This is a genomic window from Saprospiraceae bacterium (assembly GCA_016709995.1).
In the GTDB taxonomy this organism is placed as follows: Bacteria; Bacteroidota; Bacteroidia; order Chitinophagales; family Saprospiraceae; genus JADJLQ01.
On sequence record JADJLQ010000001.1, the window covers coordinates 2,118,885 to 2,133,608 of the forward strand.

Genomic DNA, 14,724 nt, shown 5'->3' on the forward strand with positions numbered 1-14,724 from the left:
ATCCATGAGTTCGGGCTCACTGTATATAATTCCAAGTTGGCTTCACGAATCCAACCCCACCATATTACTTCCTCGCGACCTGGAAGTGCTCAGTTCTTTAAGATATTTTGTGGTGGAGAATATCAGGACTACCAGGCGATTTCTCAGAGCAGTGATCTCTGATTTTGATATTGATCAATCCACTTTTATAGAAATAGATAAGCATGCCCCTTCCCAATCCTTTGATGAAGTTTTTAAATTTATTAATTCTGGCTCGTCAGTGGGCTTGATATCAGAAGCCGGTTGCCCGGGCATCGCTGATCCGGGTAGCAAGCTTCTAGCCCAGGCCCATAAGCTCGGGGTAAAGGTCATACCGTGGATCGGACCCTCTTCCATTCTGCTTTCCTTGATGGCGAGTGGGCTCAACGGGCAGGGATTTACTTTTCATGGTTATCTGCCTAACAAAGCAGAAGCAGAATTGATAAAGAGGCTAAAACAAGTAGAGAATGACTCAATCAAAACAGGGTATTCGCAAATTTTTATTGAAACACCTTATAGGAATGTCTCACTCCTGGACACGCTGTTGCGTACACTTCGCGATGATACACTCCTTTGTATGGCTATAGACCTCACTGCTCCGGAAGAATACATTCATACTGACACCATTAAAGCCTGGAGACATCGTTCCATCGGTGATATAAAGAAGAGACCGGCGATCTTTATCATCAACCAAACAGCCTTAGGATAAGAGATAGTATCTTTGTGGAGAATTCTCGTCTAAACAAAAAATACATTATTTATGGCTACGAGTAGTATATCCACAGAGCAATTAAACAGGGATGGATATTTACACATCCCGGTAGATCCGACGGTAGATCTTGAACAAGAAATAAAACGATTAAAAAAAGAAAAAAACGCAGTGATCCTGGCACATTATTATCAGGAGTCTGAGATACAAGACCTTGCTGATTATGTCGGTGATAGTTTAGGGTTATCCCAGCAAGCTGCCAAGACTGAAGCAGACATCATCGTATTTGCGGGAGTCCATTTTATGGCAGAGACTGCCAAGATATTGTCCCCACACAAAAAAGTCTTGTTGCCTGACCTCAAAGCAGGTTGTTCCCTTGCCGACTCCTGTCCTCCTGATTTATTTTCAAAGTTTAAGGAAAAGTATCCTGATCACCTGGTAGTCAGTTATATCAATTGCACTGCAGAAATTAAGACGCTCACTGATATCTGCTGCACCTCGACCAATGCCGTCCATGTGATCAACAGCATCCCTTTGGATCAAAAAATCATTTTTGCCCCGGACATCAACCTGGGAAAATACCTGGTCAAAAAAACCGGCAGAGATATGGTATTGTGGAATGGTTCGTGTATGGTCCATGAGATTTTCTCCCATGAAAAAATTGTAAAGCTCAGGCTACGGCATCCCAAGGCTAAGTTTATAGCACATCCGGAGTGTGAGCCTCATATCCTCGATATGGCAGACTTCATCGGTAGCACGACCGGTTTACTGAAATACACTATATCAGATGACTCTGAAGAGTATATAGTCGCCACCGAGGCTGGCATACTACATCAAATGGAACAAAAATCACCTCATAAGACTTTCATCCCTGCACCTCCCAATAATCACTGTGCCTGTAATGAATGTCCTCATATGAAGCGCAATACTTTGGAAAAATTATACGTTTGCATGCAGTATGAATTGCCTGAAATCATCCTACCTCAGTGGGTGATCGACCAAGGAAGATCCAGTATAGATCGCATGTTGGAGATCAGTAAACAGGCCGGGCTGGGAGGATAAATTAATCCACTGAGTCGCTTAAATTCTCAAGCTTTGATCGAAAACCGCAACAAGACGATTGAAATTGTAAAGCATACCTCTGCCGATTTAAGAGCACATTTTACCCGCCATCCTTCTTTTGGCAATTTAGATGCCTACCAATGGACACTGAATGTATCAGCCCACTACAATCGGCATGTAGAGCAGATCCTCGAGATCATTGAGCATTAAGATTTTCCCAAGAAATAACAGGAATTGAACTAATAACCCCACTACCATCCCAGCACCCAGGCAAACACCAAAGGAGCCACTATCGTAGCATCACTTTCGATGATAAACTTTGGAGTGTGGATATCAAGTTTTCCCCAGGTGATTTTTTCATTGGGTACTGCACCGGAATAAGAACCATAGGAAGTAGTCGAGTCACTGATCTGACAGAAATAAGACCAGAATGGCACATCATGCCACTCCAGATCCTGGTACATCATAGGCACCACACAGATCGGGAAGTCACCTGCGATACCCCCTCCGATCTGAAAAAAACCAATCCCTTTCCCAGCACTGTTTTTTCTATACCAGTCAGCGAGATAGACCATATAATCGATACCACTTTTGACCGTGGTAGATTTTAATTCATTTTTGATCACATAGCTGGCAAAAATATTGCCGGTGGTACTGTCTTCCCAGCCCGGACAGACGATCGGCAAGTTTTTTTGGGCCGCCGCTACCAGCCAGCTATCCTTCGGATCGATCTCATAATATTGCTCCAATTCACCAGCCAGGATGATTTTGTATAGATACTCATGGGGCAAGAAAGATTGACCACTTTGTTCCGCTTTGACCCATTGTGCATAAAGATGTTTTTGCAATCTTCTAAAAGCTTCTTCTTCAGGGATACAGGTGTCAGTCACCCGATTATAGTGATTTTCAAGTAGATCCCATTCTTGTTGCGGTGTAAGGTCCCGGTAGTTAGGGATGCGCTTATATTTGCTATGAGCTACCAGGTTCATGGCATCCTCTTCAAGATTGGCACCAGTACAGCTGATGATATCCACCTTGCCTTGTCGTATCATTTCAGCCAGGGAGATACCCAATTCGCCCGTACTCATCGCCCCTGCCAGGGTAACCATCATTTTACCACCTTCAAGCATATGCGATTCGTACCCTTTGGCAGCATCCATCAAGGCCGCAGCATTAAAATGCCTGTAATGATGTTCCATAAACTGACTGATGGGACCTCGTTGCATATTCTTCTATTTTAGATTGAACAAATAAATTTTAGTTGAGTCTAATAACCCAGGATTTTAAGCATACCCTCAGCTTCTTGCTCATCCAGGTATATTCTATCTACAAGATTACCTTGCTCGTCGCGATCTACAAGGATATGTTTTGGACTTGGTATGAGACAGTGTTTGATGCCTCCATATCCGCTGAGCGCATCCTGGTATGCTCCTGTGTGGAAAAATCCCAGGTATAAGGGTTCAGGATCTTTCATAGAAAAAGCTGGCAGATAAACCTGGTTTTCATGCACCTCGCTATTGTAAAAGTCAGAATTGTCGCAGGTGATACCCCCTATATTGACCCGGGTAAAATCATTGTACCACTTATTGATCGGTAGCAGGATAAATCGTTCGGCCATGCCCCAGCTATCCGGTATCGTATTCATGAGTGAGTTATCTATCATATACCACAGCTCCGAATCATTTTGTTGTTTTTGTCCGATCACTGAAAATATAGTAGCCCCGCTTTCCCCTACAGTATACTTACCAAACTCAGAGAAGATATCAGGTTCCGGAATGCCCTCGTCCTGGCAGGCAATTTTGATTTGCTTGACGATCTCATTGATCATATAACTATAATCATATTCAAAGCCAAGGCTGTTGCGGATCGGAAGTCCTCCTCCAATATCAATCGCTCTGAGGTCAGGACATATTTTCTTTAATTCACAATAGGTCTTAAGCACCTTTTTGAATTCTCCCCAGTAATAGATAGTGTCTTTGATACCTGTATCTACAAAAAAATGAAGTACTTCTAATTTAAACTTAGGGTTATTTGCCAATCGATCCTTATAAAACTGAATGACTTCGCTATTTCTGATACCCAGTCTGGAAGTATAAAACTGAAAGTTAGGCTCCTCTTCGGTCGCTACTCTCATCCCGATTTTGCATCCGTTCTCTACAAGTTCTTCGTAAATAGCCAATTCCTCTTTGTTGTCCAATATTGGAATCACATTCTTAAATCCTTCGTTGATGAGCTTAGAGATCTTTTTGCCATAATCTCCGGCTTTATAACCATTACACAGGATGATTTCGTTTTTATCTACCTGGTTTTGCAGATGTAACTTCCTGATCAAATCGATATCAAACGAACTTGATGTCTCCAGGTGAGCCCCATTCTGCAATACTTCTTCCAGAATAAATCTAAAATGACATGCTTTAGTACAATAACAATAATAATACTGTCCATTGTAGCCGACATTTTTCATAGAGCGATTAAACAAGTTTCGGGCTCGTTTGATTTGTGCGCCTATGCGTGGAAGATAAGTAAGTTTTAAAGGGGTGCCGTATTTCCTGATTAAATGAATGAGGGGAATTCCATTAAAATCAAGGTATCCGTTTTCTATATCGAAACCTTCTTGTGGAAAATAAAAGGTTTGTTCGATAAGGTCAAAATAACGGTTTTTCATCTATCCAAATTGGTTCTTTTTTGTTACAAGAATTCGCACAAAGGTAGTTTAATTCTTATAGGATGATCAAAACAAATAAAAAATTTAAAGTCCTATCAAAAATAATTATTCCTGCCTCTATAGATTAGGCTTTCCCGCTCATTTCCAGATCTCTTTGAGCAATTTTTTCGAGTAAAATCGCAGCCAGTTTATATTTGGATTGAACAGTCCACCCTGCTATATGCGGTGTAAGTACTACGTTAGGTAATTGATAAAGCCTTTGATACATCAATTTCTCTTGTGATGTAAAAGTGCCCGGCTTTTCATTTTCAAATACATCCAGACATGCTCCCGCCAACCTGCCCGCTTCCAAAGCCTCTATCAGTGCTTCTGTGTGCACTACATTCCCCCTGGATGTATTTATTAAAATTCCTTCCTGTTTCATCGACCACAAAAAAGAATGATCTACCAGGTGAAAGGTGTCTTCTCCCAGTGGAAGATGGATGCTGATGATATCACTATGCTCTAACAAAAATGGCAGCGGCACTTCTTTAATATAAGGCACCTCCTTCTCCAAATCATGTAGATATTTGTCATAGACAAGGATATTCATCTCCATACCGGCAAGTTTTTTGGCAAATTGGCTGCCGGTATGTCCAAATCCTATGATGCCAATCGTTTTGCCCGAAAGTTCCCATCCTCTCCGGGCTTCGCGTTCCCATATACCTGCACGCACTTGCTGATCAGCCAGCAAAATCTGGTTGGCCAGTACGAGCAACATACCCAAAGCTTGCTCTGCGACTGCATTTTTGTTTCCTTCCGGCGAAAAATATACACAGATTCCTTTTGATTCGGCATAATGGATGTCGACCACTTCCCTTCCAGAACCTAAGCGAGCTATAAATTTCAATTGTGTCCCATGGTCTATAAAGGATGCATCACATAATATCTTGCTATTGATGATCAGGCCATTATACTTCGCAATGCTGTTTTTTACCTTATCATAGCCTACCTCCGGCTCATAATCGACTTCATATCCATTTGCTATAAGCCCATCGATCAAGACTGGATGGACCGCATCTGTGATCAAAACTTTCCGTTTTTGATTCGTCATGCATCAAAGGTAGATAAATGTAATTTTTCAATATATTAAAAAACTATATTTCAACTGCTGCAAGGTGCCTTCAAATGAGGGTATATGTGCTATCTTTGCCCGATTTTTAAACCAGAATAGAAAGAGAAATGCCTCGTGATCATTCAATTAAATCCGTTCTCATTATAGGTAGCGGTCCCATCATCATAGGACAAGCCTGCGAATTTGATTATTCAGGAACCCAGGCTGCACGATCCCTTCGAGAGGAAGGAATCATCGTCACGCTGATCAATTCAAATCCTGCCACCATCATGACTGATCCGGTGACTGCAGATAATATCTACTTGTGGCCTTTGACTCCGGAGAGCATCATCAAAATATTAGAATTACACCAAATAGATGCTGTATTACCAACCATGGGTGGACAGACAGCACTCAACCTTGCAGTGGAAGCCGATAAGCAAGGAATTTGGGAAAAATACAATGTCAGGATGATCGGTGTCGACATAGCAGCCATCGAACTCGCAGAGGACCGTGAGCAATTTAGAAATCATGTCAAGACCCTGGGCATGCTTACTCCTCCTTCTTATATAGCCAATTCTTTTTTGGAAGGTAAAAATGCGGCCCAAAAAATAGGATTTCCGCTTGTGATACGATCTTCTTTTACTCTGGGTGGATCCGGAGGAGGATTTGTAATGAAAGAAGCTGAGTTTGACGAAGCACTCCGGCGAGGATTGGATGCTTCCCCTTCACACGAAGTTCTCGTTGAAAAAGCTGTACTCGGCTGGAAAGAATTTGAACTCGAATTATTAAGAGATAAAAACGATAGTGTCGCCATCATTTGTACGGTCGAAAATATGGACCCAATGGGTATCCATACAGGTGATAGCATTACAGTGGCGCCTGCAATGACTTTGTCTGATACTGCATTTCAAAAAATGAGGACAGATGCAATTATCCTGATGCGCTCCATGGGCAATTTTGCAGGTGGGTGTAATGTACAATTCGCCTTACATCCAGAGACTGAAGAAATGATCGTCGTAGAGATCAATCCCAGAGTATCAAGGTCTTCTGCCCTGGCAAGTAAAGCCACCGGCTATCCGATAGCCAAAATCGCCGCCAAACTGGCTATAGGATATCACCTGGACGAACTAAAAAATCAAATCACTAAGACTACCTCTGCTTATTTTGAACCAACCTTAGATTATGTGATCGTAAAAATGCCTCGATGGGATTTTGAAAAATTTCCAGGGGCTGACCATAAATTAGGCCTGCAAATGAAATCTGTAGGTGAGGTGATGGCTATAGGACGCAATTTTTTAGAAGCCTTGCAAAAAGCCTGTCAATCTCAGGAAAATCGCAGAATGGGGCTCGGTGCAGATAAAAAAGAATGGATCCAGACACAGGATATACTTAAACGACTGGAAGTAGCTTATGATGATCGGGTCTATCGCATCAAAGATGCCATGAGACTCGGAGTACCAGAAAAAACGATCCAAAAACTTACGCTCATCGATCCTTGGTTTTTGAAGCAAATAAAACGGCTCATTAAGATCGAAGATGAACTCATGAAATACAATGTTGCAGAGGACATCCCTGCACACTTTCTTAGAGAAATGAAAGAACTTGGGTATGCTGATGGACAGATCGCCTGGCTACTTCGAATCAATGAAAAAGAAGTGACCCGTCATCGAATGAAACTCGGTATCAAACGAACTTATAAAATGGTCGATACCTGTGCTGCTGAGTTTGAAGCTAAGACACCTTACTTTTATTCCACTTTTGATCAGGAAAACGAGTCTTTTGCGTCTGACAAGAAAAAAATAATCGTACTTGGCTCCGGTCCTAACAGGATCGGACAAGGTATAGAATTTGACTATTGTTGTGTACATGGTCTCATCGCAATTAAGGAGGCAGGGTATGAAGCTATTATGGTCAACTGCAATCCCGAGACCGTATCTACCGATTTTGATATCGCAGACAAACTCTACTTCGAGCCCGTGTATTGGGAACATCTCAAAGAAATTCTGGAACTTGAAAAACCTGAAGGTGTCATCGTACAATTAGGAGGACAGACGGCGCTGAAGCTGGCTGAAAACATGCACCAGGATGGGATTAAGATCATAGGCACTTCATTTAATAGCCTGGATATCGCAGAAGATCGGGGTAGATTTTCAGATTTGTTAAAAGAAATGGGCATACCCTATCCGGAGTATGGTACAGCCAGAGATGCAGATGAAGCACTTATAGTGGCCAAAAGAACCGGTTACCCTGTGCTTGTGCGTCCATCCTACGTGATTGGGGGGCAGAAAATGCGTATCGTCATCAATGATGAAGAACTTGAACATCATGTATTGACCATTTTTAAACATATGCCTGAAAATAAGGTCCTGATAGATCAATTTTTGGAGCGTGCCAAAGAAGCTGAGATTGATGCCATCTTTGATGGCGAAGACTTCCATATTATGGGAGTCATGGAGCATATCGAACCTGCCGGCATCCATTCTGGTGATAGCAATGCCGTCTTACCTCCTTATAGTCTTACTCAGACAGAGATTGATACGATGTCAGCCTATGCCGAAAGGATAGCGCGGGCCATGAATATCAAAGGATTGATCAATATTCAATTTGCGATCAAAGATCATAATGTGTATGTGATCGAAGCCAATCCAAGGGCTTCACGTACTACTCCATTTATAGCCAAAGCTTACAAAGTGCCCTACCTTAATATTGCAACCCATGTAATGTTGGGAAACAAAAAATTGAAGGATTTTGAGATTCTCAAACAACTGGATGGATATGCGATCAAAGTACCGGTATTCTCTTTCGACAAGTTCCCCCACGTCGCCAAACACCTTGTGCCTGAGATGAAAAGTACCGGCGAAGCAATACATTATATAGAAAACCTTAAAGATCCCTATTTTAGAAAACTGGTCAATGAGGCTAGTATGTATCTGAGCAGATAAAAATTGGACGGCCTTGAGGTATATTAATTTTAAAAGTTTATTTTTGTGCCTCCAAATAAAAAATTGGGGCATTAGCTCAGCTGGCTAGAGCGCTTGCATGGCATGCAAGAGGTCGTCGGTTCGACTCCGATATGCTCCACTGATAGTCAATATTTTCATTCAGTCTCGACCTGCCGTCGGGACTTTTTTTTGCCTACACAGCTATTTTGTTTTGGATGCCAGCATTGATTCGTATGAGTAAATAGTCTAACCATTAGAGATGAGATAAGGCAAAAAAAAAGCCGATCCTAAGACCGGCTTAATTAAGACTTGTTTATTTTCTTTGATCAATATCCAGAATTCACATTACCACTGTATTTAACACCTGGTCTTGATGAGCCGGGAGTGTCTTTACCTGCATCAGGACCTGCTGGTCTTTCCATATTTTGATCTGTAGCAGTAGCAATTTTGAATTCTACCCTTCTATTAATGTATTGATTCATTTCTACTTGCTTAGGTATGTTATGAGAATCAGGTAAGTTGGCCACTAAAGGCAACTCTTCACCCCCATACTGCAATATGAACCGATCTCTGGATATTCCATATTTAGAGATAAGATAATTGATGGCTGCATCAGCTCTTTTATAAGCCAATACCTTATTGTAATCACTAGCCAATCTTACATCAGTATGACCTACGGCTACTACTTTCAGCTCAGGATGTGACTTCATGACAGTGGCCACGTGATGCAATTGACCATAAAAATCAGGTTTGATATAATATTTATCAAGATCAAAGTGGATCATAGGTAAAAACCAATCAGTTTTGATATTGCTGATTCTTTGATTGATCAAATTAACGACATCATCTTCGGTGAGAATTTTTTCCTTTTCTACGCTAGCCACGCCTACTCCATCTACATTAAATCCTGGAGGAGAATATGGTTCTTTGTCTAAATAATCCGGCACACCATCATGATCACTATCAAGGCTCACCCCTTTAGTATCTACCAAAGCTCCAGGGGCAGAATTTTTCTCCTGATCGATCATATCAATGACTCCATCGCCATCCGTATCACTAAGATCCAGGATAGGTCTTTGTTTAAGATCAGCTACATCATTGAGCACTCCATCTAATGGATTTAACCAATATAATGGCTCAGTCTTTTTATCGAAGTCACCAAGATTGATACCCAACCTGATAGAAGTATAATGAGAAACATCATTATTATTCGACTGATCAACTACAGATCTGTAGACAAAACCATCCAACAAATCATTATCAGATGTAAGCAATTGATGCTCTATACCTAAATTAACTCTTTTGCTGATTTTTCTTGAAATGCCTGTTCCCGCAGAAAACAATGCATGTACATTGGTCTTGTCGCCCAATCTGAATATTGCAACCTTTTTTCTGGCTTCAGTCTCATAGACTCCATCTAATATACCTCTAACTTGTTTCTTAATTGATTTTCTACCACTTTTAGTGTTTACATTACCGGTTACGGAAGAAAAATCATACGCTGTATTACCCTTTAACACATCAAGCTTAGTCTTATTAGCATCGAATCCCACCCCCATAAAAGCATACCAGTTCCATTTGTTCCTTTCTTTGTGAAATAAAAGGTTACCTATATTCACAACTCCATTGAGACTTACCATGACATCGGACATTTTAAAGTTGCGGTATATTCCGCCGTGCTTGCCGGCTGCAGTAGTTTGAGATAAATCCTGTGCTGCAATCTCCTGGCTGGTAAATTGTGGATCCAAACCTCTGGTTTTGCCATAAGTAATATCTCCCCTTAAAGAAAAAACATAATGTATAGCTTTGCGTAGGTGTAATCCTATACCATAACCACCAGGTTGAGTAGGATCGACATCACCATCAACAAAAAAATGACCGGTATGTATTCCTAGTTCCCACATATTTTTCGGCTTAGCAGAATATTTGCCTTCACCCATTCGCCACTTCTTATTTTGCTCTGGATCTACCGTCATATTGTCGGTAACCTTTGGAGCTGTCCAAGTATCGTTTTGAGCAGAAACTGTATAAACTAACGTAATAATAAATAGGCTTAAAAACAAAGACTTCTTCATAGAGGTATTAGAATTAATTATTGATTAATCAAAAAACTGACAAACAATTGGTAAAGTAGGATTTAACATCAAAGTTAATATAAATATTTAATTTTATGTTAATTGGCTATTGTCAAATTTTCAATCTTAACCTTAATTAAACATTACTAAAACTGGATTATATGTTCGAAACGTGGACGGAACCTTCTTTAATTCGCTATCCTGACTTTCATGACACTTTTGGCACATATGTGATCAGCTCATTATCTGATTCCGAAATATTGAACATTCCCATTATTGGCTTGATTGGCACTGATAACTCAGCTGATAAAATTCGTAAAGAATTGTACGCCTTAGCGTATCCATTTAGCAATTGCAAGGTCTTGGATCTTGGCAATTTAACCAAAAAAGGCACTGATGAATTAGGTGTTTTGCTGCAGGAAGTCATCAAAAAGGGCATCCTACCAATTTTAATTTCGTCTGACAAAGGGGTTATACTGGAACAAGTACAGGCCGGGACTCAACTCGCTCCATCAAGTTCGTGGGTTGTCATCCATCCAACATTAGGGCATGATATTCATTTATTGTCTAAAATCGAACCCTTGTGCCTGTCAGGAAGTATAAAAGTCAGGTTTTTAGGACACCAAACACATCTCACACCCGCATCCGCTATAGCCACCTTGCATGATTTAGATCTTGAATCTCTGAGGCTTGGGCATGTCAGACAAAATTTGGACAGGGTCGAGCCTTGGTGTAGGTCAGTCGATCACGCTATATTCGATGTCAATGCCTTGCGCAAGACTGACTTCAATGCCAAAGCTGACTCCAATCCAGGTGGATTTTTTTATGAAGAAGCTTGCAAAATCGCCCAGTTTATCGGTGCATCTTCACACCTTCAGTCATTTGGCATTTATGGATATCAAACGCAGCTTGATCATGACGGTATCAGTGCAGCAGTCATCGCTCAGTTGATCTGGTATACTATTGACGGATTGAATAATTTTCGCGAAGAAAAAAATATTCAAAAACAAAAACTGACTCAATACATCGTACATGCTTCACACAATGACATGGATATCAACTTCTGGAAAAGCCAGGATTCCGGAAGATGGTGGATGGAAGTGCCTGGACACGAACATCATTGGATTTCATGTACCTATGATGATTACCTGGAAGCCTCTCACGGTGATTTTTCTCAAAGACTGATCAATGTGTTGAATCGAATGTAGTGGATTGCGAAATCCATTTTTCCAATGCCACTCCCCTGCTGCCTTTGACTAAAATAAAAGCATTTTCGAAAGGCTGAAGTGACTCCCAGGATTTGAAGGCATCAACATCTTTGAATAATTTTAGGTGGGAAGAAGTGTCTACAAAGTTGAATGAATCCCCTATCAGGCAAACCATAGACCATGGAAATCGCTGTACCAATTCGATGATTTTTTTATGTTCTGCCATTTCATCGACTCCCATCTCCCTCATCTCTCCAAGGACTAAAATTTTATTTTTATCTGTTACCAAATCAGCAAACGATGAGATTGCTTCGGACATACTCAACGGATTGGCATTATAAGCGTCCATCAAATAATCATTGGTCCCTTTTTTTATAAGCTGCGATCGATTGTTCGAGTTTTCAAAAGTTTCAAAAGCTATCTTTATCTCCTGCAGACTTACTCCAAAATAGGACCCCACTGTGGCAGCCGAAAGCAAGTTTGAATAATTGTATTTTCCTGGTAGCGAAGTATTGACAAACACCTCCTTTTTGTTAGATGCCAGTCTGAGCTTCAGTAGATGTGAAGCGTCAATTAATTCCCCATTGATCAAATCAGCGTAAAAGACTTTTTTCATATCAAAAGCCTTACTGACATTGAAAACAAGGGCATCATCCTGATTGACAAATATTACTCCGTTTTGTTTATTTAAAAATCGAAAAAGCTCAGATTTGGCAAGGATGACACCTTCTAAGCTTCCGAATCCCTCTAAATGCGCTTTTCCGATACTCGTGATCAGGCCGTGGGTAGGTCTTGCGATCTCACACAGTGCTTCAATTTCATTTATATGATTGGCGCCCATTTCAACTATGCCTATTTGAGTTTGAGGCGTGATACCCAATAAGGTCAAAGGGACACCAATATGGTTGTTCAGGTTACCCTGGGTACTAGAGACCACATATTTTTTTGATAAAACCTTGGAGATCAATTCTTTCGTAGTCGTCTTACCTGCAGAACCTGTAATCCCAATTATCGGGATCTGAAGATGGTTTCTATGGTGGATGGCTAAGTTTTGCATAGCGAGTAAGGCATCCGGGGTGAAAAAAAATTTGCTCTCATTTTGTGCCAAACCTTCATCTTCTACCAATGCTAGCCTTGCTCCTTTATTTAAGGCTTCTGAGGCATATTGACTACCTTTTACTTTTGTGCCAGGTAAGGCAAAAAATATTTGATTGGGCTTTATGCTCCTCGAATCTATACTGACTCCTGAGCTTAAAAGATATTCCTGATAAAGTGTATTAATGTCCATAAAAAAAATCCCCGCAAGATAAGTCTTACAGGGATGTTATATATATTAAATTCTATTGATAGGCGTTAGTTATACCTTCTTTTAACAGCTTTTGGCTTTACCCCAAAATCATTGCCTTTTTGGTCATTCATTGATTGAGAGCCCATTCGGGACATAGCGCATCTAAAACCAATAGTCTTATCACCTCGGTCTTCGTCTTTGGATCTTCTGGCGCCAGGCGACAGCCAATAAGCACGATCTGCCCAGGATCCCCCTTTAATAACACGGGATTTATTGCTGATCAGGGTATGTACTCCATAATCATAAAACGCACCAGCAGTATCATCACCGTCTTTATAATTAAGGACATTTCCCCTGTTGTAATTGTCTCTCTGAGATGCTTCTTCAATTTTAACCATTCTATATTTAATTCTTCCTAGACTATCTTTCTGCACATTGCCGGTAGAATCAAGATCAATTACCCTAAACTCATTACCCCGGTATGGGTTGAGGTCTTGTTGTTCTTCATCTCTTAATGTAGTACTGGTCAATGGTCTGAATACATCCGCTACCCATTCATTGACATTACCAGCCATATTATACAAACCAAAATCGTTAGGCACATAACTCCTTACACCAGTAGGTATATTGCCCTGGTCATTGAGTTTTCCTGCAGTACCCATATAATCACCCCTGCCACGTTTAAAGTTGGCCATCATTTTCCCCTGGTTTTTCGTATGCTTTTTATATCTGACCGTATTGCCATCCCAAGGATAAATTCTTCTTTCAGCAATCAATTCATCATTTTTAGAGACCTGTTTGCCATTAAGTGCCAGGGCTGCATATTCCCATTCTGCTTCTGTAGGCAAGCGATAAGCAGGCAACACAATACCGTCTTCCATCTTCACCGCTCTTTCACCCCCGCTCTGTAGGTCTTTCAAATTTTTCCTGACATTTCCAGCATACTGGCCTGTCATATAAGCATCTGTATTGAAGTTTTCTCCATCTTTTTGCTCTGGGTTTGGATTGAGAATACCCTTTTCTATTAATATCATTTCATTGACTCTGTCGCTCCTCCATTGACAATAAGCATTGGCTTGTAACCAATTGACACCGACTACAGGATAATCATTATAGGAAGGATGTCTGAAATAACTTTCTACAAATGGCTCATTGAAGGAAAGCTCTTCTCTCCAGACTAAAGTGTCGGGCAAAGCTTTCTTCGCAATTTGAGGGTAGGTCACATAGACTCTACTCAGCCAGTATACATATTCTCTATAGTCGATATTGGATACTTCGGTTTCATCCATATAAAAAGAGGAGACCGTCACTCTTCGACCTTCATTATTCCATTGAAAGGGTACATCTTCCTCAGTCAGACCCATGACAAAGGTACCACCTTCGATAGGCACTAAATTAGGTCCGGTGACTTGCCCTTTATAATCCAATTTTTCAAAACCGCCCCATTTTTGATCATTATATTTCCAACCGGTAGAAGAAGATCGTTCACCCCCTTTTTTAGAACAAGAAGCCAGGAGCGAAACCGTGAGTATGAGGATTACAATTCTATTCATTTTCTATACTTTTCTATAATAGTTTTATGTCTGCAAAAAGACTGCCAAATATACGACAATTCAATCTTACACGTGATTAAATGTAAAACAGCTGTTAAAAATTGCTTA

General features: G+C 40.8%; 11 protein-coding genes and 1 tRNA gene. 6 read left to right on the forward strand and 6 right to left on the reverse strand.

The genetic code is table 11. The annotated features are described in order from the left end of the window. Positions 1 to 4 precede the first annotated feature (4 nt). The 3 genes from IPJ09_08860 to IPJ09_08870 are packed head-to-tail and all read left to right on the forward strand — an operon-like array spanning position 5 to position 1,999. Complete coding sequence (locus tag IPJ09_08860) at positions 5 to 727, forward strand: SAM-dependent methyltransferase (protein MBK7371539.1); 723 nt, start codon at positions 5 to 7, stop codon at positions 725 to 727. A gap of 51 nt (positions 728 to 778) precedes the next feature. Continuing rightward, positions 779 to 1,789 (forward strand): quinolinate synthase NadA, encoded by a 1,011-nt coding sequence (gene nadA, locus IPJ09_08865; GenBank protein ID MBK7371540.1) that lies wholly within the window; start codon positions 779 to 781, stop codon positions 1,787 to 1,789. 33 nt (positions 1,790 to 1,822) lie between these two features. Continuing rightward, positions 1,823 to 1,999, forward strand: a complete 177-nt coding sequence (locus IPJ09_08870) for a hypothetical protein (protein MBK7371541.1) — start codon at positions 1,823 to 1,825, stop codon at positions 1,997 to 1,999. Between the two features lie 41 nt (positions 2,000 to 2,040). On the opposite strand, the gene IPJ09_08875 is transcribed toward IPJ09_08870, so the two are convergent. From IPJ09_08875 to IPJ09_08885, 3 genes are all read right to left on the reverse strand, one after another. Beyond that, entirely contained in the window at positions 2,041 to 3,015 is a 975-nt protein-coding gene (locus tag IPJ09_08875) for a deoxyhypusine synthase family protein (protein ID MBK7371542.1), read from the reverse strand. A 41-nt stretch (positions 3,016 to 3,056) separates the two neighbouring features. Further along, positions 3,057 to 4,454: an arginine decarboxylase gene (locus IPJ09_08880; protein ID MBK7371543.1), complete on the reverse strand. Its 1,398-nt coding sequence runs from the start codon at positions 4,452 to 4,454 to the stop codon at positions 3,057 to 3,059. 124 nt (positions 4,455 to 4,578) lie between these two features. Next, positions 4,579 to 5,547 (reverse strand): hydroxyacid dehydrogenase, encoded by a 969-nt coding sequence (locus IPJ09_08885; protein MBK7371544.1) that lies wholly within the window; start codon positions 5,545 to 5,547, stop codon positions 4,579 to 4,581. 128 nt (positions 5,548 to 5,675) lie between these two features. On the opposite strand from IPJ09_08885, the gene carB reads away from it, so the two are divergent. After that, on the forward strand, positions 5,676 to 8,492 hold the full coding sequence (gene carB / locus IPJ09_08890) for a carbamoyl-phosphate synthase large subunit (GenBank protein MBK7371545.1): 2,817 nt from the start codon (positions 5,676 to 5,678) through the stop codon (positions 8,490 to 8,492). A gap of 65 nt (positions 8,493 to 8,557) precedes the next feature. After that, positions 8,558 to 8,631 (forward strand) — tRNA-Ala (locus IPJ09_08895). A 187-nt stretch (positions 8,632 to 8,818) separates the two neighbouring features. Here the strand turns inward: IPJ09_08895 and IPJ09_08900 are convergent. Further along, entirely contained in the window at positions 8,819 to 10,567 is a 1,749-nt protein-coding gene (locus IPJ09_08900) for an OmpA family protein (protein MBK7371546.1), read from the reverse strand. Positions 10,568 to 10,728: 161 nt separating this feature from the next. Between IPJ09_08900 and IPJ09_08905 the strand changes: the two genes are divergently transcribed. Next, positions 10,729 to 11,775 (forward strand): hypothetical protein, encoded by a 1,047-nt coding sequence (locus tag IPJ09_08905; GenBank protein ID MBK7371547.1) that lies wholly within the window; start codon positions 10,729 to 10,731, stop codon positions 11,773 to 11,775. On the opposite strand, the gene IPJ09_08910 is transcribed toward IPJ09_08905, so the two are convergent. After that, positions 11,753 to 13,063: a UDP-N-acetylmuramoyl-tripeptide--D-alanyl-D-alanine ligase gene (locus tag IPJ09_08910; protein ID MBK7371548.1), complete on the reverse strand. Its 1,311-nt coding sequence runs from the start codon at positions 13,061 to 13,063 to the stop codon at positions 11,753 to 11,755. The two genes, IPJ09_08905 and IPJ09_08910, sit on opposite strands and share 23 nt — an antisense overlap. Positions 13,064 to 13,128: 65 nt before the next feature. Further along, entirely contained in the window at positions 13,129 to 14,616 is a 1,488-nt protein-coding gene (locus tag IPJ09_08915) for an SUMF1/EgtB/PvdO family nonheme iron enzyme (protein MBK7371549.1), read from the reverse strand. Between the last annotated feature and the right edge of the window lie 108 nt (positions 14,617 to 14,724).

Excerpts from the sequence above, each read along its gene's own strand:
- IPJ09_08860 (MBK7371539.1), top strand. The coding sequence starts at position 5 with ATGAGTTCGGGCTCACTGTATATAATTCCAAGTTGGCTTCACGAATCC.
- nadA (MBK7371540.1), top strand. The coding sequence starts at position 779 with ATGGCTACGAGTAGTATATCCACAGAGCAATTAAACAGGGATGGATAT.
- IPJ09_08875 (MBK7371542.1), bottom strand. The coding sequence starts at position 3,015 with ATGCAACGAGGTCCCATCAGTCAGTTTATGGAACATCATTACAGGCAT.
- IPJ09_08880 (MBK7371543.1), bottom strand. The coding sequence starts at position 4,454 with ATGAAAAACCGTTATTTTGACCTTATCGAACAAACCTTTTATTTTCCA.
- IPJ09_08885 (MBK7371544.1), bottom strand. The coding sequence starts at position 5,547 with ATGACGAATCAAAAACGGAAAGTTTTGATCACAGATGCGGTCCATCCA.
- carB (MBK7371545.1), top strand. The coding sequence starts at position 5,676 with ATGCCTCGTGATCATTCAATTAAATCCGTTCTCATTATAGGTAGCGGT.
- IPJ09_08900 (MBK7371546.1), bottom strand. The coding sequence starts at position 10,567 with ATGAAGAAGTCTTTGTTTTTAAGCCTATTTATTATTACGTTAGTTTAT.
- IPJ09_08905 (MBK7371547.1), top strand. The coding sequence starts at position 10,729 with ATGTTCGAAACGTGGACGGAACCTTCTTTAATTCGCTATCCTGACTTT.
- IPJ09_08910 (MBK7371548.1), bottom strand. The coding sequence starts at position 13,063 with ATGGACATTAATACACTTTATCAGGAATATCTTTTAAGCTCAGGAGTC.
- IPJ09_08915 (MBK7371549.1), bottom strand. The coding sequence starts at position 14,616 with ATGAATAGAATTGTAATCCTCATACTCACGGTTTCGCTCCTGGCTTCT.